The 24,140-nt window shown below is 50.9% G+C and carries 21 protein-coding genes, 1 tRNA gene and 1 pseudogene; 13 read left to right on the top strand and 10 right to left on the bottom strand.

Going from position 1 to position 24,140, the window contains the following annotated elements:
• Positions 1-64: 64 nt before the first annotated feature.
• Positions 65-1,525, top strand: coding sequence for an AMP nucleosidase (locus tag HF675_RS08575; RefSeq protein WP_187044413.1), 1,461 nt, complete (start codon positions 65-67; stop codon positions 1,523-1,525).
• A gap of 45 nt (positions 1,526-1,570) precedes the next feature.
• On the opposite strand, the gene HF675_RS08570 is transcribed toward HF675_RS08575, so the two are convergent.
• The 3 genes from HF675_RS08570 to HF675_RS08560 form a co-directional block, all read right to left on the bottom strand.
• On the bottom strand, positions 1,571-2,971 hold the full coding sequence (locus HF675_RS08570) for an MFS transporter (protein ID WP_105231821.1): 1,401 nt from the start codon (positions 2,969-2,971) through the stop codon (positions 1,571-1,573).
• A gap of 197 nt (positions 2,972-3,168) precedes the next feature.
• Complete coding sequence (locus HF675_RS08565) at positions 3,169-4,356, bottom strand: sugar transporter (protein ID WP_187044412.1); 1,188 nt, start codon at positions 4,354-4,356, stop codon at positions 3,169-3,171.
• 171 nt (positions 4,357-4,527) lie between these two features.
• On the bottom strand, positions 4,528-4,932 hold the full coding sequence (locus tag HF675_RS08560; protein WP_145961109.1) for a hypothetical protein: 405 nt from the start codon (positions 4,930-4,932) through the stop codon (positions 4,528-4,530).
• A gap of 480 nt (positions 4,933-5,412) precedes the next feature.
• Here HF675_RS08560 and HF675_RS08555 point away from each other — a divergent pair.
• Together HF675_RS08555 and HF675_RS08550 are read left to right on the top strand one after the other, a co-directional pair.
• Positions 5,413-5,488, top strand: a tRNA-Asn gene (locus HF675_RS08555).
• A gap of 161 nt (positions 5,489-5,649) precedes the next feature.
• Positions 5,650-6,918 (top strand): integrase arm-type DNA-binding domain-containing protein, encoded by a 1,269-nt coding sequence (locus HF675_RS08550; RefSeq protein WP_049097176.1) that lies wholly within the window; start codon positions 5,650-5,652, stop codon positions 6,916-6,918.
• Positions 6,919-7,078: 160 nt separating this feature from the next.
• On the opposite strand, the gene HF675_RS08545 is transcribed toward HF675_RS08550, so the two are convergent.
• Both HF675_RS08545 and HF675_RS08540 read right to left on the bottom strand, forming a co-directional pair.
• Positions 7,079-7,801, bottom strand: coding sequence for a sulfite exporter TauE/SafE family protein (locus HF675_RS08545; protein ID WP_032105408.1), 723 nt, complete (start codon positions 7,799-7,801; stop codon positions 7,079-7,081).
• 11 nt (positions 7,802-7,812) lie between these two features.
• Positions 7,813-8,709, bottom strand: coding sequence for an oxidoreductase (locus HF675_RS08540; protein ID WP_049097175.1), 897 nt, complete (start codon positions 8,707-8,709; stop codon positions 7,813-7,815).
• 76 nt (positions 8,710-8,785) lie between these two features.
• Between HF675_RS08540 and HF675_RS08535 the strand changes: the two genes are divergently transcribed.
• The 3 genes from HF675_RS08535 to HF675_RS08525 all read left to right on the top strand — a co-directional run bounded on the left by HF675_RS08535 (position 8,786) and on the right by HF675_RS08525 (position 13,537).
• Positions 8,786-9,670, top strand: a complete 885-nt coding sequence (locus HF675_RS08535; RefSeq protein WP_004899254.1) for a MurR/RpiR family transcriptional regulator — start codon at positions 8,786-8,788, stop codon at positions 9,668-9,670.
• Complete coding sequence (locus tag HF675_RS08530) at positions 9,670-10,527, top strand: DMT family transporter (protein ID WP_049097172.1); 858 nt, start codon at positions 9,670-9,672, stop codon at positions 10,525-10,527. Before HF675_RS08535 ends, HF675_RS08530 begins: the two co-directional genes overlap by 1 nt.
• A gap of 235 nt (positions 10,528-10,762) precedes the next feature.
• Positions 10,763-13,537 (top strand): winged helix-turn-helix domain-containing protein, encoded by a 2,775-nt coding sequence (locus tag HF675_RS08525; protein ID WP_049097170.1) that lies wholly within the window; start codon positions 10,763-10,765, stop codon positions 13,535-13,537.
• Here the strand turns inward: HF675_RS08525 and HF675_RS08520 are convergent.
• Complete coding sequence (locus HF675_RS08520) at positions 13,514-14,701, bottom strand: MFS transporter (protein ID WP_187044411.1); 1,188 nt, start codon at positions 14,699-14,701, stop codon at positions 13,514-13,516. The two genes, HF675_RS08525 and HF675_RS08520, sit on opposite strands and share 24 nt — an antisense overlap.
• A gap of 172 nt (positions 14,702-14,873) precedes the next feature.
• Between HF675_RS08520 and HF675_RS08515 the strand changes: the two genes are divergently transcribed.
• Positions 14,874-15,680, top strand: coding sequence for an SDR family NAD(P)-dependent oxidoreductase (locus HF675_RS08515; RefSeq protein ID WP_064360569.1), 807 nt, complete (start codon positions 14,874-14,876; stop codon positions 15,678-15,680).
• 235 nt (positions 15,681-15,915) lie between these two features.
• A pseudogene (locus tag HF675_RS08510) lies at positions 15,916-16,834 on the top strand (hypothetical protein).
• A gap of 572 nt (positions 16,835-17,406) precedes the next feature.
• On the opposite strand, the gene HF675_RS08505 reads toward HF675_RS08510, so the two are convergent.
• From HF675_RS08505 to HF675_RS08490, 4 genes are all read right to left on the bottom strand, one after another.
• Positions 17,407-17,763, bottom strand: coding sequence for a helix-turn-helix domain-containing protein (locus tag HF675_RS08505; RefSeq protein WP_049097167.1), 357 nt, complete (start codon positions 17,761-17,763; stop codon positions 17,407-17,409).
• A gap of 112 nt (positions 17,764-17,875) precedes the next feature.
• Entirely contained in the window at positions 17,876-18,739 is an 864-nt protein-coding gene (locus HF675_RS08500) for an HlyD family secretion protein (RefSeq protein ID WP_004899294.1), read from the bottom strand.
• Positions 18,736-18,951, bottom strand: a complete 216-nt coding sequence (locus HF675_RS08495) for a DUF1656 domain-containing protein (protein ID WP_004899298.1) — start codon at positions 18,949-18,951, stop codon at positions 18,736-18,738. Before HF675_RS08495 ends, HF675_RS08500 begins: the two co-directional genes overlap by 4 nt.
• The gene (locus HF675_RS08490; RefSeq protein ID WP_049097165.1) at positions 18,941-20,980 is read right to left on the bottom strand and encodes an FUSC family protein; all 2,040 of its coding nucleotides are present in this window, start codon (positions 20,978-20,980) and stop codon (positions 18,941-18,943) included. The genes HF675_RS08495 and HF675_RS08490 overlap by 11 nt, the downstream gene beginning before the upstream one ends.
• 76 nt (positions 20,981-21,056) lie before the next feature.
• On the opposite strand from HF675_RS08490, the gene HF675_RS08485 reads away from it, so the two are divergent.
• The 5 genes from HF675_RS08485 (at position 21,057) to HF675_RS08465 (ending at position 24,127) form a co-directional block, all read left to right on the top strand.
• Positions 21,057-21,863, top strand: a complete 807-nt coding sequence (locus HF675_RS08485; protein WP_049096918.1) for a helix-turn-helix domain-containing protein — start codon at positions 21,057-21,059, stop codon at positions 21,861-21,863.
• A gap of 603 nt (positions 21,864-22,466) precedes the next feature.
• Positions 22,467-22,652 carry an AlpA family transcriptional regulator gene (locus HF675_RS08480; protein ID WP_032936812.1) on the top strand — a complete coding sequence of 62 codons (186 nt, stop codon included), beginning with the start codon at positions 22,467-22,469 and terminating at the stop codon, positions 22,650-22,652.
• 61 nt (positions 22,653-22,713) lie between these two features.
• Positions 22,714-23,298, top strand: a complete 585-nt coding sequence (locus HF675_RS08475; protein ID WP_032936811.1) for a DUF2857 domain-containing protein — start codon at positions 22,714-22,716, stop codon at positions 23,296-23,298.
• Positions 23,288-23,497 carry a TraR/DksA family transcriptional regulator gene (locus tag HF675_RS08470; RefSeq protein ID WP_048211278.1) on the top strand — a complete coding sequence of 70 codons (210 nt, stop codon included), beginning with the start codon at positions 23,288-23,290 and terminating at the stop codon, positions 23,495-23,497. The genes HF675_RS08475 and HF675_RS08470 overlap by 11 nt, the downstream gene beginning before the upstream one ends.
• A 396-nt stretch (positions 23,498-23,893) precedes the next feature.
• Entirely contained in the window at positions 23,894-24,127 is a 234-nt protein-coding gene (locus HF675_RS08465) for a hypothetical protein (protein ID WP_049096916.1), read from the top strand.
• Positions 24,128-24,140: the final 13 nt, after the last annotated feature.

Here is a 24,140-nt window from a genome sequence, read left to right as displayed (position 1 = left end):
ATATTGAGAATATGCTACTTTCTAACAATACCCGCAGTCGGACATCAACACGTTCAGAGGTACTATGGCTCATAGCAAAACAGGCAGTCACCACGCGGTCGCAGACGCGCTGGATCAGTTGGAAGCCCTCTACCAGGGTGCGGTCGAAGCGCTGCGTACGGCGATCGGCGATTTTATTGATAACGGCACGCTGCCGGACGCGCAGGCGCGGGCCGCCGGGCTGTTTGTCTACCCGGAGCTGCGCGTCAGCTGGCACGGCACCGCCCCCAGCGAAAAGAAAACCCGCGCCTATGGCCGCTTCACCCATCCCGGCCGCTACACCACCAGCGTGGCGCGGCCGGCGCTATTCCGCCACTACCTGGAAGACCAACTGACGCTGCTGGTGGAAGAATACGGCGCCGCCATCGAGGTGGCGCCCTCGCAGCGTGAAATCCCCTATCCGTATGTGATAGACGGCTCTACGCTGGAGCTGGAGCGTTCGATGAGCGCCGGGCTGGCGCAACATTTTCCGGTGCCGGAGCTGGCGCAGATCGGCGATGACACCGCCGACGGTCTGTCGCAGGCCAGCGACACCTTCCCGCTGTCGCACTTCGACGCGCTGCGCGCCGACTTCTCTCTGGCGCGCCTGCGCCACTACACCGGCACGCCGGTGGAACACTTCCAGCAGTTTGTGCTGTTCACCAACTACACCCGCTATGTGGACGAATTTGTCCGCTGGGCCTGCAGCGAGATCGCCGATCCGGACAGCCCGTATCAGGCGCTCTCCTGCGCCGGCGGTATCTACATCACCGCCGATACTCTGTCGCCGGAGCAGGCCGTGTCCGATCTGGCATGGAAAAACAACCAGATGCCGGCCTACCACCTGATTGGCGCCAACGGTCAGGGCATTACGCTGATTAATATCGGCGTCGGCCCTTCCAACGCCAAAACCATCTGCGACCATCTGGCGGTGCTGCGGCCGAACGCCTGGCTGATGATCGGCCACTGCGGCGGCCTGCGTGAAAGCCAGTCGATTGGCGATTACGTACTGGCGCACGCCTACCTGCGCGACGACCACGTGCTGGATGCGGTACTGCCGCCGGATATCCCGATCCCCAGCATCGCCGAAGTACAGCGGGCGCTGTACGACGCCACCAAGCAGGTCAGCGGCATGCCGGGGGAAGAGGTCAAACAGCGGCTGCGCACCGGCACGGTGGTCACCACCGATGACCGCAACTGGGAGCTGCGCTACGCCGCCTCGGCGCTGCGCTTTAACCTCAGCCGCGCGGTGGCGGTCGATATGGAAAGCGCCACCATCGCCGCACAGGGCTACCGCTTCCGCGTGCCTTACGGCACGCTGCTGTGCGTTTCCGACAAGCCGCTGCACGGCGAGATCAAACTGCCGGGGCAGGCCAACCGCTTTTATGAGGGGGCGATCTCCGAGCACCTGCAGATCGGCATCCGCGCCATCGACCTGCTGCGCGCCGAAGGCGAACGGCTGCACTCCCGCAAGCTGCGCACCTTTAACGAGCCACCGTTCCGCTGACGGTAAACGGCCCGGAAAATCCGGGCCGTTTGTTTTTATCTGCGCTTAAATCGCTTCCAGGTCGCGGCCACGGGTCTTCGGCCCGAAAATACCAATCACCCCCATCACCATCAACATGCTGAAGACGATAAAGCCGATGACGCCGGCCGACCCGCCGTACTGCAGGATCACGCCGATAATAATGCTGCTGAACGCCGTCGATAAGCGGCTGAAGGAGTAGCAAAAACCCACCGCGCGGGCGCGGATAAAGGTGGGGAACACTTCCGACTGATAAGAGTGGTAACTGTAGGTCAGCCAGGCGTTCGACCAGGTGATGAAAATACCGCACAGCACCAGCCACAGCGGGTTGCTCTGCCAGGCGAACAGCGAGCCGAAAATAACCGTCACCAGGCAGGAAAGAACGATTTGCCACTTGTTTTCCATCCGGTCGGCAAAGCGGCTGCAGATTAACGAGCCCAGCGGATAGGCCAGCGTGATAAAAAACGCATACAGCAGGCTGTGGGTCACCGAGGCGCCTTTGCCGGACAGCAGCGCCGGCAGCCAGTTGCCAAAGCCGAAAAAGCCGATCGCCTGGAAGAAGTTCATCACTACCAGCATCAGCGTACGGCCGCGGTAGCGCGGCGACCAGATATCGCGAAAACGCCCCTGTCGCCCCTCTTCCGCCGCCGGCGCGTCGCGCTGCGGAAACGGCGGCGCATTCGTCACGCCGCAGCGCTGCTCCATGCCCGCCATAACCTGACGTGCCTCGCCATAGCGTTGCTGCTGCACCAGCCAGCGCGCCGACTCCGGCAGGCCTTTACGCACCAGCCAAATCACCAGCGAGGCCAGCGCGCCGATAATCACCACGTAGCGCCAGCCGGTCAGCCCGAAAATGGTCTGCGGCACCAGCCACCATGACATCAGCGCCACCGCCGGCACCGATAAAAACTGGATAAAGAAAGCAAAGGCGAACGCGCGGGTGCGTAAATGCGCCGGGATCCATTCGGTGAGATAGGTGTCGATGGTTACCAGCTCGATGCCCAGGCCGACGCCGACCAGAAAGCGCATCAGCAATATCCATTCCGCCTGATTTTGCAGCGCCAGCAGCAGCGAAAATGCGCCGTACCAGGCCAGTGCAAACATAAAGGTCGCCCGCCGCCCGAAGCGGTCGGCATACGGGCTCAGCAGGCTGGCGCCGACAAACAGGCCAAGAAAAGTCACCGAGGCAAACGCCGCCTGATCGGAGACGCCGAACACGCCGTCGGCGCCGAGATGGAAAATGCCTTCGGCGATCATTGCGCCACTGATATAGCCGGTCTGAAACAGATCGTACAGCTCAAAAAAACCGCCTAACGACAACAGGGTAATAAAGCGCCATAGCCCGGCCGAGGCGGGCAGCGCATCGATTCTGGCCGACAGGTCCTGCTCATGAATCGGCGATTGCGCATCGGCCCGCCGGTTATCCATCACAAAAGTATCACTCACCCGCAACCTCTCGATAACATTGACATAGGCTGTCTATGCTAATGATTCGCGGACGGAGTTAAATTTTTAATTAGCAGGCTAAAGAAGTTAATTAAGCATAAAAAACTGCGGGGATGCGGTTTGGCTGGGGGAAAATTTAACCGGCTGACGAAGGGGGTTCGCCAGCCGGTCTATGCGGCTCAGGCGCGATGATGCTGCAGGCGCTCGCTGCGGTAGAAGTTCAGCACGCACCACCCCAGCGCAATCAGCGCCAGCGGCGCGCCGACCAGGCCGACGTTCGGCATGCCGAGATGCAGGCTGACCTGGTTGCCCAGCAGCGCCCCGCCGCCGATGCCCAGGTTGTACAAACCGGAGTAAATCGACATCGCCACGTCGGTGGCGTCCGGCGCCAGGCTCAGCACCTTCGCCTGCATCGACAGGCCGATAGCCATAATCGCCATCCCCCAGAACGCGCACAGCAGCGTCAGGTGCAGCTCACTGTCGGCGGCCGGCAGCAGCAGCAGCAGGCACACCGCCAGCAGACCGATCGCGCTGATAAACAGCCCGGACGGGAAGCGTTCGCTGTAGCGGCTGAACAGCAGGCTGCCGATAATGCCGGTCGCGCCGAACAGCAGCAGCATCAGCGTGGTGAAGTTATCGCTCAGGCCGGCCACCCGCTGGATAAACGGCTCGATATAGCTGTAAGCGGTAAAGTGCGCCGTCACCACAATGATGGTCAGCATATACAGGCTGACCAGCGCCGGGCGCTTGAACAGTACCGGTACGCTGGCCAGCGAGCCGGAGTGCTCGCTCTTCAGCACCGGCAGCAGCCGCCACAGCATCAGCAGCGCCAGCGTCGCCGCCACCGCGATGCCGATAAAGGTCATCCGCCAGCCCAGCAGCTGCCCGACGACGCGCCCCAGCGGCAAGCCGAGCACCATCGCCAGCGCGGTGCCGCCCGCCAGCATGCTCAGCGCCTGCGCTTTTTTGCCCGCCGGCGCCACGCGGATCGCCAGCGAAGCGGTAATCGACCAGAACACCGAGTGCGCCAGCGCCACGCCGGCGCGGGAAATCACCAGCGTGGTGAAGTTCCAGGCAACCGCCGTCAGCACATGGCTGGCGATAAACAGGATAAATACGCCAATCAGCAATTTACGCCGTTCGATTTTGCTGGTCAGCAGCATGCACACCAGCGAGGCGGCGGCGACAATCCAGGCGTAAATCGTAATGATCAGCCCCACCTGCTCGGTCTGCATGGCAAAACTTTGTGCTATATCGCTCAGTAAACCAACCGGAATAAACTCGGTGGTATTAAAGATAAAGGCGGAAACGGCAAGCACGACAACGCGCAGCCAGGCTGTGCGGCGGGAAGCGGCGACTTCGTTCATGAGTAAACAGATCCAGAACAGGTGGGTAGCAATGGGGATATTTTATCCAATTGCCGGAAAAAACGCGACACTCATCACACTTTTATGCCGATTTTTTTACTTACGCCGTCTATTCGGCGCAGGAGAGAAGGATGACGTCCGGCAGCGAACGTCATCCAACCGCGCCGTCCGTCAGATGTTTTCCACCCGCTCAACCAGCGCCTGAGTTAACGCCGTACGAATGTCATTGCAGGCTTTGCCGATGCGGTATTGATAGCCGGAGTCCAGAATGCCGTTGATCTCACGGCTCAGATTGGCGCGCACCTGCGTATAGAGTTTGGCCTGCGTCAGAATCTGATTTAATTCGGTGTTTTTGCTCTGATAGGCCGCCGGCGAAACCTGCTGCAACGCATTCAGTTCTTTCATGCAGGTATACAGGGCGGCGTCGTTGCCCACATTCACTGCCGGCCGGGTTGATAACATGGAGGATGTTTCCGTGGCTTGCGCCTGCTCCGCCTTGGCGACGGAACGGTTGCCAGCCTGCTGACAACCCGCCAGTAACGCGCAAAACGTTACTACTGCGATGGTTCTTTTCATAACTTTCCAAATCCCAGAAATGCGGCAACGGCAAACTATATACGCCGTCAGACGTGCTGTTATAGGTATCAAACCGCTAGGCAAGCGCGTAGCGGCTTGTTTATCAGGGATATTCCCAAACAAGCCGTCATGCTAACACAGAAAAATCCCAACAAACAGTAAGGTGAAATGAAAAGTATTAATATAAAAATGGCTATCGTTTTTTTGTTAACTCTCTGGAAAGTAGCTAAAAGTCAGCAGGTCACCGGTCAGGCCGCCGCCTGCCGCTCCGCCATCGCCTGATAACCGCGCCTTCGTTAACGGCAACACGCCAGGCGATGGCAATAACAAGGTTTCTGCACGCAAAAACCGCACGGTTCAACATTAAGATGCTGAAAAATGGCGCAAATTGTTTATTAAGCCAGCGAACGCACCGTTTAACCCTCCTGACGCTTTGACAAAGCCCTTCCGGCTCGTTACTATGCGCCCCGTTCACACGATTCCTCTGTAGTTCAGTCGGTAGAACGGCGGACTGTTAATCCGTATGTCACTGGTTCGAGTCCAGTCAGAGGAGCCAATTTCCTGTTTGCATGCATCTTTGCGAATCCTTATCTGATATTGATTCAAGAGGTTAGCGTGAAAACTCTTCCCGGTGCATTTTGATTTTACCCTCCGCATCGGGAAAAATTGGTGGTCAAATCTGGGGTCAGGTTAGTTCGATGACGGAGTGACCCCCAAATGTCCCTTAACGACTCAAAAATCCGCAACTTAAAACCATCCGCAAAACCCTTCAAAGTTTCTGATTCTCACGGTCTGTACCTTCTTATCAAACCAGGCGGCTCACGTCACTGGTATCTTAAATATCGTATAAACGGCAAAGAATCCCGCATTGCACTGGGTGCCTATCCTGCCGTCTCCCTGTCTGATGCCCGCCAGCAGCGCGAAGGTATCCGTAAGATGCTGGCGCTGAACATCAACCCGGCACTGCAGAGGGCTGCTGAACGCAGAGCCTGCACACCAGAGAAGGTGTTTAAAACAGTGGCGCTGGCATGGCATAAAAACAATAAAAAGTGGTCGCAGAACACCGCTGACCGTCTGCTTGCCAGCATGAACAACCATATCTTTCCTGTAATTGGTCATCTGTCCGTCACGGAGCTTAAACCCCATCATTTCATTGACCTGCTGAAAGGCATTGAGGAAAAGGGCCTGCTGGAAGTCGCGTCCCGCACGCGGCAGCACCTCAGTAACATCATGCGCCATGCGGTCCATCAGGGATTTATCGACACCAACCCGGCAGCAAATCTTGATGGCGTGACGGCTCCCCCCATGAGACACCACTATCCCGCCCTGCCGCTGGAGCGGCTGCCTGAACTGATTGAACACATTGAAGCATATCATCAGGGCCGTGAACTGACCCGGCTTGCTGTCCTGCTGACGCTGCATCTGTTCATTCGCTCCAGTGAGCTGCGCTTTGCACGCTGGTCAGAAATTGATTTCATAAACAGAATTTGGACGATACCCGCCACACGCGAAGCCATTGTGGGTGTGCGTTATTCAGGGCGCGGTGCAAAAATGCGCACTGCTCATATCGTGCCCCTCTCACAGCAGGCTATAGCTATTCTGAAACGGATTAAGGAAATATCCGGGGCTTACGAACTGGTCTTCCCCGGCGACCATAACCCGTACAGGCCGATGTGCGAAAACGCGGTTAATAAAGCACTGCGCCTTATGGGATTCGACACGAAACAGGACATCTGCGGACATGGCTTTCGGGCAATGGCATGCAGTGCCCTGATGGAGTCTGGCTTATGGTCGCAAGATGCAGTGGAACGCCAGATGAGTCACCAGGAGCGCAACACCGTGCGTCTGGCTTACATTCATAAGGCTGAGCATCTGGAAGCCCGCAAGGCGATGATGCAGTGGTGGTCAGATTATATCGATACATGCCGGGTCGCATACGTACCACCTTTTAACACAGGGCGGGATAAAAACAACGAAGCTGCATGACCAATAACAAAAAGCTGTATCAGCATACCCTGGTACGGCTTTATTCATTTCTGATGGCTTGCCAACCCCTCCACCCCGACCCGACCCGTCGCTGCCTGTAGAAAGCTGTTACACAACAACAACAACAACACGCTTGCGCCGTCAGCCCTGGCGTGCCATTTCATTTGAGAGCAAGGATCATCCCTACTGCCCCAGCGACGAGAACGGCATCAATGAGAAGCTCGAACGTATGCGTCTGGAGTTTCTGGACGAGACGTTTCGCAATCATCGAACCGACGAACAATGCGATGCCGATGGCAAGTCCATGTGTGAGGACAGGCTGCGCGAGTGCGCCCGATATACCGAACGTAGCTAGCTTACCAGCGTAGAGCAGGATTGCGCTTGCCGCCTCTGATCCCAAAAATACGCCTCCACTCATTCCGTACCCGGTAAATACCGGCACGCTGAGCGGCCCGGTGGACAGCACGAATCCGGTCATAAACCCGACAATCGCCCCGGCCAAACTCATGTGCCAGAGATTCAAGTGGAGGTTCGATCGTCTGATGAGACGGCGCAGCGGGATCATCGCAAGGAAGAAAGCTGCTAGGAATACCTCCACTGTGCCAGGAGAAATCGTAAGTAACGTGTGCGCCCCGAGAACAGCCGCAGGAACTCCCGCCAACGAATAGGCAAACACCGGTCGCCAACGAATCTCATGCCACCAGACAATCACCCGTCCGATGTTGCCGAAAAGGGAGGCGATCGCCATAACAGGCACAGCAATCCGTGGCCCGTACGTGGCGACGAGGACGGGCAGCATGATTAACGACGAGCCAGTGCCGACGACACCGCTGAGTACTCCGGCACCGAGAGCGACGAAGAAGAGAAGTAAGAGTGCAATCATCGGCTTTAAGATCAACCAGGGCCATCGCTCGCAGCCGCAAGAAGCGGCACCAGGATGTCGCTGATCGGCGTTGGAATGCTGTGAACCCGGCCGCGACGCGCAATGACGCCGTTGCGGATATCCCATTCAAGCGGTCGGCCAGCTTCTCGATCCGTGAGGATGGAGGTGCTCATGTCTGCAGGAGCCGCCCGGAACTTATCGAGGATCTCCTGCGGCACTTCGTCTCCGAGTTCAGCGCCCTCTGCACGTGCCACGGCCAGGCATTCCTGCAGATAAGCCAGCGTAAGCCTGGCGATATCAGCACGGCCAAACATGCCTGAGCGGCGGTGCGTGAGTGCCATGAGTCCAGCCACCGCATTCTGCATCAGCTTGCGCCAGGCCAGGGAGCTGAAATTCGCGGCCAGATCTACGGAGCACCACGTGCCTTGCAGCGCTGCGGCCACTACACGGGAAGCTGGTGCGTCTGGCACGCTGAGGCGCGCCTCACCACGCAAGCGTACCGAGCCATCGGACTGCGCTTGCGCAGGGAACCACACGACAGCGGGAACAATCTGTCCGGGCAGAGAGTACGTAGCGAGCCTGTCCAACTGTTCGACCCCATTCTGGAGCACGCATATAACCGTCTCCGGGCCAGTCAACGCCCTGAGCCATTCTGCTGCCGCGTCGATTTGTGTGGACTTGACTGCCAGAAAGATAAGATCAACCGTGCGAGTGATTTGTGCCGGATTCGTCTGTACCGGACCGGGTACGGTGATAAAGCGGTTGCCATCTTGCAAGGTCAGGCGATCGCGGGGAGTACGTCCACACAGCAATGGTGTGCGGTCGACTTCGTGTAACGCCGCCGCGACTGTTGTGCCGATGGCACCTGGACCTAAAACAGCAACAACTGTATTGATTTCAGTGTTCATGAATGCGGACTCCTTGCAACAGAATCTAATTACGTGGTGGTTGTGCCCTTCCCAAAGGACATGTAATATATTACATATGAATAAAGAAAATGGTAATAGAATTTCAGAAGGTGAGCAGCGGTTACAGCAATGGCTTGGCAGCATTCACGCCCGAAGCGGCGACCTCGCTGCAAGTGAGGCTAAAGTTGTCGATCTCCTGCTTGTCGATCCTTTATTTGTCGGTACAAGCACGGCAGCACAGGTTGCCACCCGTGCTGGTGTATCACCGCCGACAGTAATACGCGCTGCACGAGCGATCGGGTTCACCGGGTTCACTGAACTTAAGATAGAGATTGCCCGGGCTCGTGGCACTGCCCAATTCTTTGCCCCGCCTGAAGTTCTTACAGCGGATGCGACGCTGGCATCAGTGCTGGAAACATCAATTCGTGCTGGTGTAGACGCACTGACTGCGCTCAGCGGTGCTATCGAAATCTCCGCACTTGATGAGGCGGTCGATTTAATCCAGAGCGCACGCCAGGTATTTGCATTTGGTGCTGGTCCCTCTGCGACGGTTGCCGCTGATGCGGTCTTTCGTTTGCGGACGGCGGGTGTGATAACCGTCAGTATCCAGGATTATTTATCAGCGATGATTGCTGCTCGTCTACTCGGTCCAGGCGATGTCATCATCGTCGTCAGTTCAACAGGGCGCACATCATCCACACTCTCCATCGCTGATGCAGCATCCTCGGCAGGAGCATCGCTTATTGCAATAACTAACCAGTACGATACCCCACTGGCAACACTCGCCAACGTTTCGCTCGTTGTTGGCGGAATGCCACTCCCGGCACAGATGGCCGCTGCCGGGAGTCGACTGGCCCAGCTCGTCGTTATTGATACGCTGGTCGCTGCTCTCACTCTGCGGGATAAAGAACAAAGTCGCCGGGCTGAACGGGCGGGTATTGATTTGCCCGATATGTCCTGATGCAGTTCAGCACGGTAGCAATGATTCTTACTGCTGCGGTAGCTCATGCAGTATGGAATATAGCCTCAAAATACAAGAGGGAAGACACTCTTGTGTTCGTCTGGGCGTACAGCTGTGCCTCAGCATTGCTGTGGCTCCCGTTCAGCCTCATTCTGATAGTTGAGGGACAACAGGAACTCGACTGGAGACTCGCTGTCGGCGCAGTTATCTCGTCTGCACTTCATATCGCTTATTCTCTAATCTTGCAGGCTGGCTACGAGCGCGCCGAACTGGGTGTTGTTTATCCGATTGCCCGAGGAAGTGGACCAGTTCTGACGATACTGTTTGCAACCCTTCTCATGGGAGAACGGCTTTCACCAGGCGCTTTACTCGGCGCTTTTATCGTTATCGCTGGTATTTTCGTTGTCACCGGCAATCCGTTCAGGAGCGGAAGCCGACCACTACAGGGAATGCTTTGGGGGGCAGCGACAGGCACCGCCATCGCTGGCTATACACTCTGGGACGGTTATTCGGTAATCTCTCTGCACTTGGATCCAGTGCGCTACTACGCCAGCACACTCCTGCTACAGAGTCTGATTCTTACCCCTGGTGCGATGCGGCGACGAAATCGCATTCCAACTGCTGTACGTGTGGATATCATCCCAATCCTTATCATTGCTGTATGCTCTCCCCTTGCCTACATCCTTGTACTGACAGCCATGCAGAGCATGCCACTGGCACTCGTCGCTCCTCTCAGGGAAACATCCATTATTGTCGGCTCCCTTCTTTCGTACTGGCTGTTTCGTGAAAATCATCTGGCACGCCGGATTGCCGGTGCAGTGGTGGTGCTGACCGGCATCGCAATAATTAGCCTTTGATCGCTTCGTTGGATGCCAATCGTCGTCTTATTGTCAGCGTGGATCGTTCGTCGAAGTTCAGTTTTCATCACCAGTTTGATCGCAAAGCTATGCCACATAGCACTATTGGCTTTATAATCATTAACGGTAAAAGTGGTATTGAATAGTGATACTCCGATGCAACACATTCAACATGTAGCCTGATTCTGATAACCGCTTTCGTTAGAAATGGCTTACTCCATAGCGAGAGTTCGTGATGCTCAAAACAGAAGATCTCAACACTATGATATCAATTGATGAGATTCACTTTGCTGACTGGCAAATCTGGCCACAGCTAAGGATTCTGTTACATCGGGGTAAGCCAGTAAGAATTTCTGCCAGAGCTTTTGATGTTCTGGTTGTTCTGGTGAGTGCCAGAGGTAAAGCGGTAAGTAAAGAATCTTTACTTACGCAAGTGTGGGGAAATGAAATCGTCGAAGAAAATAATCTTCAGGCACAAATTTCAGCTATACGCCGCATACTGGGACATGACCGCCATCTACTGGTTACTGAATTTGGTTGTGGTTATCGCTTTAATATCAACAAATCGCCAACTGAACCTCTCTCTAAATCAAAAATACCTGAGCCCGCTATTACCCCTTTTCTAGCGTCGATTCTGGGGCGTGATAAAGCTGTGCAGGAATTATGCGCCTTATTGGATCAATACCGTCTGGTGACGATTACAGGCTCAGGGGGCGTGGGTAAGACTCGTCTGGCATGGGAAGTCGTCAGTCTTACACACACGCATTTTCCTGATGGAATATGTGTGGCTGAACTGGCTCATATCACCGAAGCATCCAGCTTGCTATCCGTTATTTCACAAGCGCTCCATCTTCCATTAGCTGCCATTCATAATGATGCCGATTTACGGCAACAGCTTGCACGGCGTCGATGTTTACTGCTGATTGATAACTGTGAACATGTAATTAATGAACTTGAACCAGTGATTACGTTGCTCCTGCACCTGGCTCCCCATATCAAACTGTTGTTGACTAGCCAGGTAGCGTTGCAGGTTGCCGGCGAGCAACAATATCTACTACCACCATTACAAGTTCCTGAGAGCGAAGAGGCTGATACCCACGAGTTACTGACTTTTTCCAGTGTCCGCCTCTTTATCGAACGCGGGCAGGCAAATCGACATGATTACCATCCATCAGCCAGCGAACTGTCTTTGATTGGCGAGTTATGCCGTCATCTTGACGGTCTGCCGTTGGCGATTGAACTTGCGGCCTCCCGTCTGCCAGTCATGAGTGTCAAAGAGATCTATAGCCGACTGGAAGACCGTTTCCAGCTATTGAGCAATACGCACAGATCTCTGGAGCCCAGACATCAGAAAATACTGACCGCGCTGGAGTGGACTTATCAGTTGCTCAACACACGTGAACAACGATTATTTTGCTCTCTGGGGATCTATACCGATATGTTCAGTGCGAAATCAGTAAGCGACCTTCTGCTGATTAAAGACAAGCATCGCTGGCAGGTTGTTGACGATCTGCAAAGATTACTGTCTTTATCCCTGATTCAGGTCAGTACTCAGGTACCAGAGACCCGTTTCCGCCTGCTGGAAACCATGCGCCAGTTCGCATGCGATAAACTCAGGCAACAGGGTGAATATACTGTTCTTGAGGCCCGTTTTGCCGGTTATTATAAAGTTCTGGTAGAAGAGGCCCAAGGTGATTGGTTTATGCTGCCAACGGGACAGTGGCGTGAACGTTATAGCCATATGCTTAATGATTTGCGGAGTGTATTACAGCAAACGTTGACTGAGGGGGCCGATCCTTCTAAGGGGCTTAAGATATTACAAGCGATGACCCCTTTTTGGATTGAATATTCACTATACGATGAATGTCAGCGCCATATTTATCCTCTGCTTTATGAAAATACTTCGCAGGTAGTATTAACGCTACGCCAGAGAATGAATCTCAGCGCTGTAGCAGGTAAGGCGTCAACCTGGGCAAAAGGCCCTACGCCTGAAACACATTCAGCCTGGAAAACCGCGCTGACAATTGCAGAAAAGCTCGACGACAAAGAAATACGTTTACAGGCTCATTACGGATTATGGTTGTATTATCTGCGTACTGGCGAGTTGGATAAAGCGCTTGAGCATGCGCAATCTATGTGCGAGCTAGCACGGTCCATTACCGACGAGGAGGCGATGGCAACCGGGCTGCGTATTCTCGGTGTATCCCTGCATTTTTTGGGCCGTCATGATGTCGGGCGTGATTATCTCCAGCAATCTCTTGATTGGTATGAACATGGTGAATTAAGCCACTCTTTCCGTTTTGGTCTTGATCAAGCGAGCGCCGGTCAGGCCTTTCTGTCTCGTTTACTCTGGTTACAGGGTGAGTATAAGGCCGCGAAACAGATGGCATGGCGCGGTGTTAAAAAAGCCGCTCGTTTGCAGCATGTCTGTTCTCTTTGCTGTGCACTGGCTGAAGGCGCTTGTATGACAGCAGCACTGGATCGTAATCCGCGTTGGGTTATAAAGGCCGCAAACTGGCTTATTCATCTGGCAAAAAGGCATGATTTATATTTCTGGAAGACATACGGCGAGCTGTTTCTTGTTTGGGCCAAACAGTTCAGTCATACCGATGTTAGTCAAACTACACTGTTTAGCTCGTTGCGGGCGATGGGATTAGACTGGCAATATTCCCCCTTGTTGTCAGAAATTGATACCGGGGTATCACTGAGAGCCACCCGCCAAGATCATGAAAACTGGTGCACGCCAGAGCTGATGCGTCTTTCTGCCACTCAATTACCTCCTCAGAAGCAACGCCTGCTGTTGGAGAAGGCCCTGGACAAAGCGCGTCAGCAACAGGCTCATGGCTGGGCCCTCCGTATTGCTTATTCATTGGCGACATTGCAGGCTGAAGCCGGGGAAAAATGGGCTGCTAAACAATTGATACAGGACGCTTTACATGATGTTGATGACTCAGACAATGCGACGGATGTAAGAAGTGCTATTGCGCTATGTGCCCGAATAGGGACCTGAATATTTACGTTTTACGGCTATTAACATCCCCATGATCACGAGTCCGCCCCCTGCTGAAGAAATCAGCGCCCAGCTATGAGTTGTCTCCCATAACCAGGTGGCAGTCAGTGAGCCACATGCTCCGCCAATAAACATAACGCACATAAATAATGTATTAAGACGGTTTCTGGCATCCGGACGCAAAGAATAAATCGTGTGCTGATTAGCTATCAGTACACATTGCTCACCCGCATCCAGTAGTAGAATGCCCACCACCATACCCACAATACTGTTCCATCTCCAAAAAACAGTCCAGGCTAGCAGCATGAGTATCACACCAAAAACAACCATTCGGAATGGTCCCTGACGATCGCTGAAACTTCCCGCCAGAGGCGCACACAGAATACCGATTAACCCCAAAGCAGCCAGGGCGCCGGTTATCCCTGCACCGTAATCGTAGCGATGAGCTAACCAGAAAGGGAGCACGGTCCACAGCACGCTGAAGGAGGCAAACAGCATTGCTTGTGTAAGAGTTGCACCACGCACCTGCGGCTCGTTTTTCCACAGCAGTCCTAATAAACGTAATACCGCCAGATAGTTAAACTTTGGCGTTGACAACGACTGAGTAGGCAAAATGCGTAAGATGAAAAATATAGCCAGCAATGTCATGATCGCGCCGGATAAAAAGACGCCACGCCAGCCGAAATACTGACCAATAAGGCCTCCGATAGCCCGGCCAGCAAGGATACCTGCCAGGACACCGCTCATCACCGTACCAACGGTTTTACCTCGTGCAGAAGTTCTTGAGAGCGAGGCGGCAAGCGGCACTATCTGTTGAGCTACTGTTGCAGCCATCCCGGTAAGGAAGGAGAAGAACACCAACACTGTCGCCGTTGGGGATAACATCATGCCGATCATTGCCAGGAAAAGCACCTGCGCTTGACGCAGGATAAGCCGCTGACGTTCAATATAATCGCCCAGGGGGATCAGAAAGAATAAGCCCACCGCATAGCCTACCTGGGTGACCATGGGGATCAAAGAAACAGCTCCCCATTCATTGGGAAATGATCCGGCAATTAAATTCAGGACAGATTGATTAAAATAAATATTAGCCACAACAATACAACAAATAATCCCCAGCATAAGAATCCTGGTAGAAGAAAGCTCGTGATTGTCCGAACGCATTGACCACTCCTGGCACTAAACTCAATATTGTCTGGAGTATAAGCAAAGGCGACACCCAACTCTTTGACCGCTTTTTTCAGACATCTGAATTCTGATGCACAAGCTCCTGAAAAAGAGATTTGTTACTAATACTGCTCATGTTATTGACTGTGCTTAACTTGAGGAGCAACAAATGGATTTAAAACTGACTGGAAAAGTGGCTCTGGTAACTGGAGCCCGTACCGGAATTGGTTTCAGCATTTGTGAAGAATTGGCCGTGAATGGTGTGCATTTAGTCATGGTGGCCAGACGAGAACCTGAGCTGATTCTTGCTGCGAAAAAAATTTCAGAGAAATACGGTGTTTCGGTGCTGCCTATTGCCGGGGATGTGACTGATCCCAAACTACCTTCTTTAGTGGTTGAACAAGCGGAAAAAGTTTTTCAGCGTATTGATTTACTGGTGAACAATGCCGGAAGAGCCCATGCGGGCACGCTGTTAACCACTTCGGAAGAAGACTGGCAGATAATGACTGAGACCAAATTCTCCGCCATGCGACGTTTTTGTAAGGTAATCATCCCCGGGATGCAGAGACGAAACTGGGGGCGTATTGTCAATATCTCATCCATTGGCGGTATCTACCCTAATCCGCAACTTACCGTCTCACACGCACTGAGCGCCGCTATCAACAACCTGACCCGTAGTTTAGCACTTAGCGTGGCTCCGGATGGCATTCTGGTCAATGCGATCGGAGTGGGTGCTGTCGCGACGGATAACTGGGCGCAGAACATGCTACCGAATGTTCGCAATCGTCGTCCTGAACTGGCTGACAGAACAGACGAAGAGGTAATGGCATTACTGGGTAAAGAGAAAACGCCTGTGGGCCGCTTTGGACTTCCTGAAGATATTGCTGCAATTGCTGCGTTCCTACTTTCTGGGAGGAATCAGTTTGTTACTGGACAGACAATTGAAGCATCAGGCGGAGCAGACAGATTTATGTAATGTCTTCCATTCAACTTAAATAATGTTTGAGAATTGAATTAGTTTAACCTGATATTTGTTCTTCTTTTCAATCACTGCGAAATATGAGGCCGGATATGGGGGGCTGAAACGCTAAGAAGCCCCCGCGCCAATATAATCCAAATATTATAACGTAATAAATCCCGCACCATGAAATTAATTTCACTGGAAAATTCATGGTATTTTTTTAAAAAAATAGAAATAGAGGCAAACCACTATGTCAAAAAAACAAACACTATCAAATACAAACTATAGTTCGCCTGACTGGCTGACTATCCGTGAAGCAGTCGAAGTGATAAATAAAAAAGGACTGAAAATTAAAAAAAAGTGACATTTACAAGCATGCATTACATGGCAGCATTCATCTCTCTATTTACTTTCAGTCGCCAATTACATTACGAAAAATACAGAGGTCGGGCTACAAAGTAAGGCTCAGACCATGTGATATGTCATCAATAAATCGTTTATGCCTTCTTGACAAAAAAGCGTTTATTGAAGGACATAATTTTATTGTTAGCACTACTGGCAAATATATCATCCCCACAGAGAGAGTTATTGACACTCTATTGATTGGATATGAATATGTTCTAGTACAAAAATTACTTGCCCAATCTCTTAAAATACCATTACCTGTAACAGGAGCTATTGATTTTAATCATGGCATAACAGTTAGCTTACAAGGAGAACCATTTCAACTATTCGATAAAATGACATGGGAAGAAAGAATAACACAAAAAATTATGCAACTCCCTAAAAACATTTCACCATATGTACATAAAGAGATATTCTCAAAGAGGATAAATAATTACCTGGGGAAAGAGTATTTCCCGGCTCATATTTTACCTCGGGATGCCTGGTTTGTTATTCGACACACTGAACTTGATAAAGTCATTGACATCATAACCAATAGCAGAGTGCCCCCATTATCTGCAACGCGAATATCAACACCACTATCTCGTTTTTTCTGGCTGGTCTGTAAAAACAATGAAGTCATCCGTCCATTAATTAGTAAACCGTACAAACTACTATCTATTTTCGAACAATGGGCATCTGACGAAGGCATTACCGACAGGCTCAGTGGTGATACGTTAAAAACTGCACTCGTACGCGGTTCCCCCACATCAATGTCGGATTGACGCAAGTGAATTTTACCAAACCCAAATGTCCGTATTAAGGACCCTAAAATCAGTAATACGGACATAATTAGTTTTTTTGACTCTTTTTTCCTTGTCACCTCAAGGGATATTATATTTCTGCATTACGGGTATAAATACATATCATCAATTACCAAGCATTAGAAATGTAAAAACAAAATAGTACTTAAATGCTCACAACCCCACACATACATAAAGCCACTCCTTATTCAAGGAGGATTTAGCCGACCTGCATAGGTTCGATCGAATCCAAAATGCGAAAAATAGATTAACCTTAATTTATCCAACCATTAAATACACACATGGGTTCGTAATTATATTCCAATTAATTAATCCAAAATTTACTCACCAATACATTACACATGCAAAAACACGAAAACATACATTGCACAGAAAGACTTAGATTCATTTACAATGAAATAAATGAGTGATTTCATTTCGCTCAACAAATATATAACTGAGGTACTAAGGCCATGATTACTAGATGAACCCGTCCATAATCCAGATAGTTACTAAAGATTTAAAAACTCATCCTTATGATACGAGTAATTACCTTACTCCCTAGTAGACTTGCTTTTAATATTTACGGCCTTTTTTCTATACCGGTGCGGGGGGACATTATACCTTTTCCGAAATGCCCTGGTTAATGATTGCTGAGAGTCAAAGCCAAATCGCATCGCGATGTTTATCAAAGGTTCATTTGTTGTGATAACAGCCTCTAAAATAAGACATAATTTTTTCTCTCTGATAAAACCTCCCAGGCTCTGCCCTGTTTCAGAAAAAAACAGTCTCTGCAAATGCCATTTTGAATATCCGGACCTGATAGCCACATCATCAATTTTTAGTGGCATCTCTATATTTTTGTTTATCCAGATAATTAAGTCATTTACAAAATCTTTTCTGTTTTTCATAACCGAAACCTTAGAATTACTCTACTAGAAATACATTTTCATCAGGCATATAGATCAAGAGCTGACAATCCCTAAGTTCTGCATAAATCCTCAATAGAAACCATACTTTTTATTATGGTGTGATGGATATACTCGCAGACAGTCCAGCCACCAATTCAACTCCCTCCGGCAATCTGTCAATATGAATCCGAACCGGGATACGCTGCGCGAGCCGCACCCAGCTAAAGGTTGGCTCGACATTAGGCAGGCCAAGCCCCCCGGTCTCGTCATTGTTATCATCTATTCCGCGTCCGATACTCTCAACATGACCCGTGATCACCGGCTTAAATCCCATCAGCGTAATGTGTGCAGTATTTCCCGTGCGGATATGTTGCAACTTAGTCTCTTCAAAATAGCCAACCACCCAAAAACTATTGGCATCAATGATGGAAACTTTAGTTTCTCCCGCTGTGGCATAGTCACCAGGGCGAAGCCGCAAATGTGTGACATAGCCCGTAACCGGTGACCGAACAATAGCATGCGATAAGTTAAGCTCTGCAAGGTCCAGCGCAGCCAGTGCACCGTGGTAATTAGCCGCAGCGACGCTGGCTGCGCTGGCTGTTTGTTGTAAATCCTCGCTGGAAATCACCCCTTTAATCTGAGAGCGTCGCCTCGCCGCATCCTGGCGCATCAGCATTTCATGACGTTTCGCCTCAACATCAGCCTGGGCGCTGACCACTGCCAACCTCAACCAGTGCGGGTCAATGGAATAGAGCACATCGCCCCGATTAACCCACTGATTATCGCGGACGGCCACATTCAGAACCGGTCCAGAGACATCCGGCGCAATCTGGACCACATCCGCACGAACCCGACCATCGCGGGTCCAGGGGGTTTGCACATAATGTTTCCAGAGAATAAAAGCCAAAAGCGTAGCAACCGCCACAGCGCTGAGCGTCAGCAAATAGCGGCCCAGTAGAGAAAGTAACGATTTCATTTTAAAAACCCCAGTTCGGTCAGTCCCTGCAATAACAGGTAAAAAGTAATAATAAAGATGGAAAAATCGATCATCGGGCGAAACGGCAAGCGACGGTAACCCTTGCTTAGCGAGAAAAGCTGCACGAGTAATAGCGTACAGGTGAGCGCGACGAGGGAAATTAACAGTAGACCGGGTACAAAAACGCCCTCAATATTGAAATCATTGATCATCGACAGGCTCCATTTCCTGAGTGCTTAATGCGCAGTACAGATCAACCAGTTGATTAACATGATGCCGCGATAGTTCATCTGCTACGGACAGGCTACGCTCAGTCAGGCTGACAATCCGTTCAAGTAAGGTGTTAATATCCGTCGAGTGTGTAAGACAATTGAGAACCTCTTTTATTTCTTTGTCTGCATGCGCATCCCATCGGCGTAATCGCATTACACACAGGCCTATACGCAGGGTGTGCAAAAGATGATTCAATGCCTGTTCTGATGACTGTCCGCTGCGCGGCAAACGTGGCAGTATCAACGCAGCCCGATCGATCATCAGGTTGATCCAGAGAGTTTCATCAGTATTCAACACACCTTTCACGCTGCGGTTAATATCGCGCTGGCATAATTTAAGCAGGCGATTTATTGCCGCATCTGCCTGCACAGTCTGCAGAAAGCCCATGCTGAATACCGCAAAGCCAGTTGCAGAAAATAATGCGATAGAGGTATTCACCGCCACGGCAAAATCCCCGCTGTAATGAGCACCCAGCTCGCACAAAATAGGCAGCGTCAGTGTGATCCCCATCGCCATAAACGTGGTGGGCGGCCTTGCCTGGAGCGATCCGGCAAGCAGATATACCGGAGCTAGAACCACTACCAGCACGATAAAATCACTGACTTGCGGTAGGAGAAAGAAGCTGTAAATCAGGCTTATCACAACTCCCCAGAGGGAACCAATGATGTATTTCACAATATGCGGGGCAGGCGTATCGAAGCTGCCAAACAGTGTGCAACAAACGCCAAGGATAGATACTGCCGTACCGCCATCAGGCCATGCCGAGAAAATCCACACCATGCAGCCGCTCAAAATGATGGTGAAAGCGCCCAATGCGGTGCGGGCAGCAGTAAGAGGATCGCGGTGGAATACATACCCTTTCACGGTATTCATTTCTGAGTGCGCAGGCATCTGATTCGCGTGATGAATGGCATCCGAAAGACGATAGCACTGCTGCACGAGGACAATGGCCTCTGTCAGGTAGCGCATAAAACTTACATGCAGTGCTTCTACAAACGTCAACTCATGTACGACATAGCGCTGCAGTAATTTTTCACTGCGTTTTTTGAGCTCTTCCCCCTCGCTTTTAAATTTTCCTTCATCTTTGCAGGCCAGCCAGACCTCAACATCATCCATTAAAATTTGCACATCGAAAGGTATCTTCGCTATCAGCGCTAAACGGTCACGTAACTCACAGTTAACAATGACTAATCGCGCAAGCCTGTCATGAAGCCTTTTTCTCGCTTGCCGGACCGGTACAGAGAACGCAAAATCATAAGGGATATGATGGCTGATGCCCTGCAGGAACTGCAATGCCAGTGCCATATGCAGCGGCGAGGAAACAGGATCGGGTTTGCCTGTTAAAGTCTCTGCGATACGCTGTCGCGCCGCGAGCAGCGTCTGCGATAATTTACTGTTGAACTGGCCTGAGATGCGCGCGGGCAATACATAGCGATGGATAAGTGCCGCGCAGAAGATACCGATCATGATTTCCTGTACCCGAGTGATAGCGATTTCAAAAATCGCGCCAGGATCGGATACAGCAGGGAAGCCAATCAGACTCGCAGTGTAACCAGCAAGGACAAAACCATAGGCCCGGGGCGTACGTTCCAGCAAGGACAAATAGAGGCAGAATGTAATCCAGCCTGCCAGTATCACGCTGCAAAATACGGGGGAATTCACGAACGTGGGTACAATTAATACCGTCATGCCAGCGCCAATTACCGTTCCCACCAGACGATACAAACTTCTGCTTAGCGATGCTCCGACGGAGGTTTGGGAAACAATATATACGGTGATAATTGCCCAGGAAGGCCGCTCCAGGCCAATTGATAATGCAATATAGTATGCGAGCATCGCAGCGGTAAAACTCTTCGCCGAATAGAGCAGAGCGTTCGCATCATTCAGTAGTGAAGGAGAAGCCATACCGTGAAGACGATGGCATATCGTGTGTAAAAAAATGAAAGTAACTCGCGTTAATTTTTTCATGCCGGAAATTATTACCGGCTTGCATATCTACTTAAATACTCTATTCTGTCAAAAAATACCTAAATGTTGCCAATCTATGTTACCCCCACTTGCCAATACGCTGTTCGATCCGGATACCACCTCCTGCCCCGCAGTCGCGCGTCATTTGGATTTTGTCGATTACGCGGCCGAAGTGCCTGTGCATACGCACCGCAAAGGGCAATTGATTATTGCCCTCTATGGAGCGGTCATTTGTCGCGCCGAAAATGATATCTGGATCGTGCCGCCTGATTGTGCCGTCTGGATCCCTGGGGGAGTGCCGCACAGCGCAAAAGCTACTTGGAATGCGCATCTCAACTATCTTTTTATCGAGCCTGGAGCCGCCGAGCTGCCGGAGCGATGCTGCACTCTGGCCATTTCTGGTCTGATCAAAGAACTCATTGCCCGTTTAACCCACGAGGGCGTCGGATACCCACCAGAAAGCCATCTAGCCAGACTGACCAGAGTAACACTTGATGAATTAGCCACCATGCCTCAGCAGAAACTGAGCCTCCCTGTGTCGTCGCATCCTAAAATCCGCGCCATGGCCGATGCTCTGGTCAGTCAACCTGATGACCGAAGCACATTCAAAACATGGGCAAAAAGACTGGCGCTTAGCGAGCGTTCTCTCGCGCGTTTAATGCTGCGCGAAACCGGGTTGACGTTCGGACGCTGGCGTCAGCAACTGCAACTGATAATTGCTCTCCGGGAACTGGCTAGCGGCGTTTCGGTTCAGAATGTTGCAGCTAATCTGGGGTATGAATCGGTTAATGCGTTTATCACCATGTTCAAAAAAACCATGGGCAGTACACCCGCACACTATTTTGCCGAACGGAAAACAAGCGCACACTTAACCGATATTTAGCGACATCAGGTTTTCCAAGAAACCAGAGGTGAGTCATAGAGCTGCCATATCCGTCTCCCTATGCGGGGGATCACACTACAGAATCTTTACCGCATGGAACCTCCAGCCAGGACTATATTGCCTCAGCCGCCTTAACGATAAAAAGAATCAAAGGACGGTATTATATCTGTTGGATCGGTCTATACATGATCGGGAAGCACAATCAATTCAGCATTGTGTTAAGGAAGTAGTTGAGCATATATGTTTCGACCACACAGAACACTTCTATGGCGATGCTTCATAGCGCATTACCGCCACAGTGGTAACGCCCCCCCCCCTGACTGAAATTCACAATGAATGTATTTAACCGCATCTTTTTATTGTCCTCATTATCACGCTAAGTCATGACACCATTGCAGCAGCGAAACGCTGAAAACTACACAGCAGCACAACTATCCTTCTCCACATCCTTATACAACTAATAACTTATTATTTATTCACTACAAAACCGTACTAAGGATCTTCCCATCAGTAATAAGGTGCTATCGGCTTTTCCTAAGCTTACTGCTGTGTTCTTTTATTTTCTCTGGACATGCACCAGTCATTCCACAATAGGAGAATACAATGACATCACATCAGTTGTTACGTTTAAAACAGGTCGAAGAAAAAACCGGTTTGAAACGCTCTCAAATTTACTTGTATATGAAAAATGGTTCGTTCCCACGTTCAATAAAAATTGGCCCGGCCAGTGTGGCCTGGCTCGAATCGGAAATTGATGAATGGATCAACCTTAAGTTAGCCGGACGTTAGATCAGTTAAAAATGTCCGTTTATTTGCTCAACTTTTCCATATGGATTGAGGAGATAACAGAATGATTCCATTAATTAATTACACCATCTTAACTGATGCATTGCACGCTCTGAAAGAAGGCAATATTCGTCACTGTAAATCCCTCGGATTTACTTTCGACGAAATGAATGCTCTTAATCAGTTATCACTCGATGAACTGTTTACGGTCAGCCGGGCGGCAGTTCCCTTTGTTTCGGTCAGTGTCCGCCATGATGTTCTGCATCATTTACTGGCGCAGGCCCGCCAGGAATACCAGCATCAACAGGAGATTAACCGTGCTATCCGCCTGGGTGGCTCTATCTCGTTGCTCAACCACTATTTTGGCCTGACATCAAATGAAGTCTGCCTTCGTCGCCGGTTGCTGAGTGTCAGCGTGCCGTATGGGCGGACGCCTGAACCAGATGAAGAGACAGATGCCGAAATCTGGAGGCAATGGCAAAAATGTCGGGTGGATAACCTTGAATCCTCCGACGCGCTGGCCGCCATGATGCAGGTGACGGAAAAGCTATTGCCGGACGCCGAAGGTCTGTCTCTCACCACCATCTGGAAGCGCATCACACTCTGCGAAAAGGAAGCCGCCAACAGGAGGGCATCAAATGCCGGATGAGATCGACCGCGATCAGGAGTTCAATGAACAACGACTGGAAGAGATGATTGAACAGAGCCGTTTCAAACCAGGAACAACACCATCATTATTCCACTGCCGTTTATGCGGTAAACCTATTCCTGAAAAACGACGGCAGGCACTACCAGGCGTAACAACCTGTACGGAATGTCAGGATAAACTTGAACGCCGTCGTTGTTAAATGTGAACCAAAAGACGTATGAGTAATAAATGCTCATACGTCTTTATCTGTATCAGAAAGTAAAAATAAATCCCCATAATTTACTTCAACTTCCTTTCCTGCTCTCCAATTTCTTTATTTATCCATCCGACTAACTCTTTCATTTTTGTTTTGAGTTTATCGTTTATGACTCGATCCAGCCCCCTCATGCTGAACACGCCATTACAGAATGGTTGCCCTAATGGACGTTAATTCGTCCGGGCCGGGTATTGCTCTTTAATAATACGGAACGGGCTGTCACAAAACCACAATTCAGGGTGCCGCTGAATGTTCTCGCTGACCCGTTAAAACCGGAATGCAGAATCGGGACGTGATCGAAAAATATTATTTTCTACCATTTTATTAAAAGGGCTCATCATGAGAAAACCCGATTATTATGCATATGTTGCCCAGGAAAGTCAGCCGGATACTCAGGGCGAGAAAAATACGTACTGGACAAAAGTCGGCGTTGCCTTTGCTCACCACGGTAAAGCCGGTCTGAATATTGTCCTGACGCCCGGTATTGCCGTCTCCGGCAAACTAGTCCTGCTGGAACCTCGCGAGGAAAACAGTCCGCAGCAGAGTACGGCTCCTGTCGAAACCGCGCAGTAATCCCTTTGATTCT

The organism is Serratia sp. JUb9 (assembly GCF_014298095.1).
GTDB classification, from domain to species: Bacteria; Pseudomonadota; Gammaproteobacteria; order Enterobacterales; family Enterobacteriaceae; genus Serratia_B; species Serratia_B rhizosphaerae.
This window is presented reverse-complemented; position numbering and strand designations above follow the sequence as displayed.

Coding starts and splice junctions, on each gene's coding strand:
- HF675_RS08505 (WP_049097167.1), bottom strand. CDS start 17,763: ATGAAAAACAGAAAAGATTTTGTAAATGACTTAATTATCTGGATAAAC.
- HF675_RS08530 (WP_049097172.1), top strand. CDS start 9,670: ATGCAGTTCAGCACGGTAGCAATGATTCTTACTGCTGCGGTAGCTCAT.
- HF675_RS08490 (WP_049097165.1), bottom strand. CDS start 20,980: ATGAAAAAATTAACGCGAGTTACTTTCATTTTTTTACACACGATATGC.
- HF675_RS08565 (WP_187044412.1), bottom strand. CDS start 4,356: ATGAACGAAGTCGCCGCTTCCCGCCGCACAGCCTGGCTGCGCGTTGTC.
- HF675_RS08540 (WP_049097175.1), bottom strand. CDS start 8,709: ATGAACACTGAAATCAATACAGTTGTTGCTGTTTTAGGTCCAGGTGCC.
- HF675_RS08560 (WP_145961109.1), bottom strand. CDS start 4,932: ATGAAAAGAACCATCGCAGTAGTAACGTTTTGCGCGTTACTGGCGGGT.
- HF675_RS08470 (WP_048211278.1), top strand. CDS start 23,288: ATGCCGGATGAGATCGACCGCGATCAGGAGTTCAATGAACAACGACTG.
- HF675_RS08575 (WP_187044413.1), top strand. CDS start 65: ATGGCTCATAGCAAAACAGGCAGTCACCACGCGGTCGCAGACGCGCTG.
- HF675_RS08545 (WP_032105408.1), bottom strand. CDS start 7,801: ATGATTGCACTCTTACTTCTCTTCTTCGTCGCTCTCGGTGCCGGAGTA.
- HF675_RS08520 (WP_187044411.1), bottom strand. CDS start 14,701: ATGCGTTCGGACAATCACGAGCTTTCTTCTACCAGGATTCTTATGCTG.
- HF675_RS08495 (WP_004899298.1), bottom strand. CDS start 18,951: ATGATCAATGATTTCAATATTGAGGGCGTTTTTGTACCCGGTCTACTG.
- HF675_RS08570 (WP_105231821.1), bottom strand. CDS start 2,971: ATGGATAACCGGCGGGCCGATGCGCAATCGCCGATTCATGAGCAGGAC.
- HF675_RS08475 (WP_032936811.1), top strand. CDS start 22,714: ATGATTCCATTAATTAATTACACCATCTTAACTGATGCATTGCACGCT.
- HF675_RS08535 (WP_004899254.1), top strand. CDS start 8,786: ATGAATAAAGAAAATGGTAATAGAATTTCAGAAGGTGAGCAGCGGTTA.
- HF675_RS08480 (WP_032936812.1), top strand. CDS start 22,467: ATGACATCACATCAGTTGTTACGTTTAAAACAGGTCGAAGAAAAAACC.
- HF675_RS08485 (WP_049096918.1), top strand. CDS start 21,057: ATGTTACCCCCACTTGCCAATACGCTGTTCGATCCGGATACCACCTCC.
- HF675_RS08550 (WP_049097176.1), top strand. CDS start 5,650: ATGTCCCTTAACGACTCAAAAATCCGCAACTTAAAACCATCCGCAAAA.
- HF675_RS08515 (WP_064360569.1), top strand. CDS start 14,874: ATGGATTTAAAACTGACTGGAAAAGTGGCTCTGGTAACTGGAGCCCGT.
- HF675_RS08525 (WP_049097170.1), top strand. CDS start 10,763: ATGCTCAAAACAGAAGATCTCAACACTATGATATCAATTGATGAGATT.
- HF675_RS08500 (WP_004899294.1), bottom strand. CDS start 18,739: ATGAAATCGTTACTTTCTCTACTGGGCCGCTATTTGCTGACGCTCAGC.
- HF675_RS08465 (WP_049096916.1), top strand. CDS start 23,894: ATGAGAAAACCCGATTATTATGCATATGTTGCCCAGGAAAGTCAGCCG.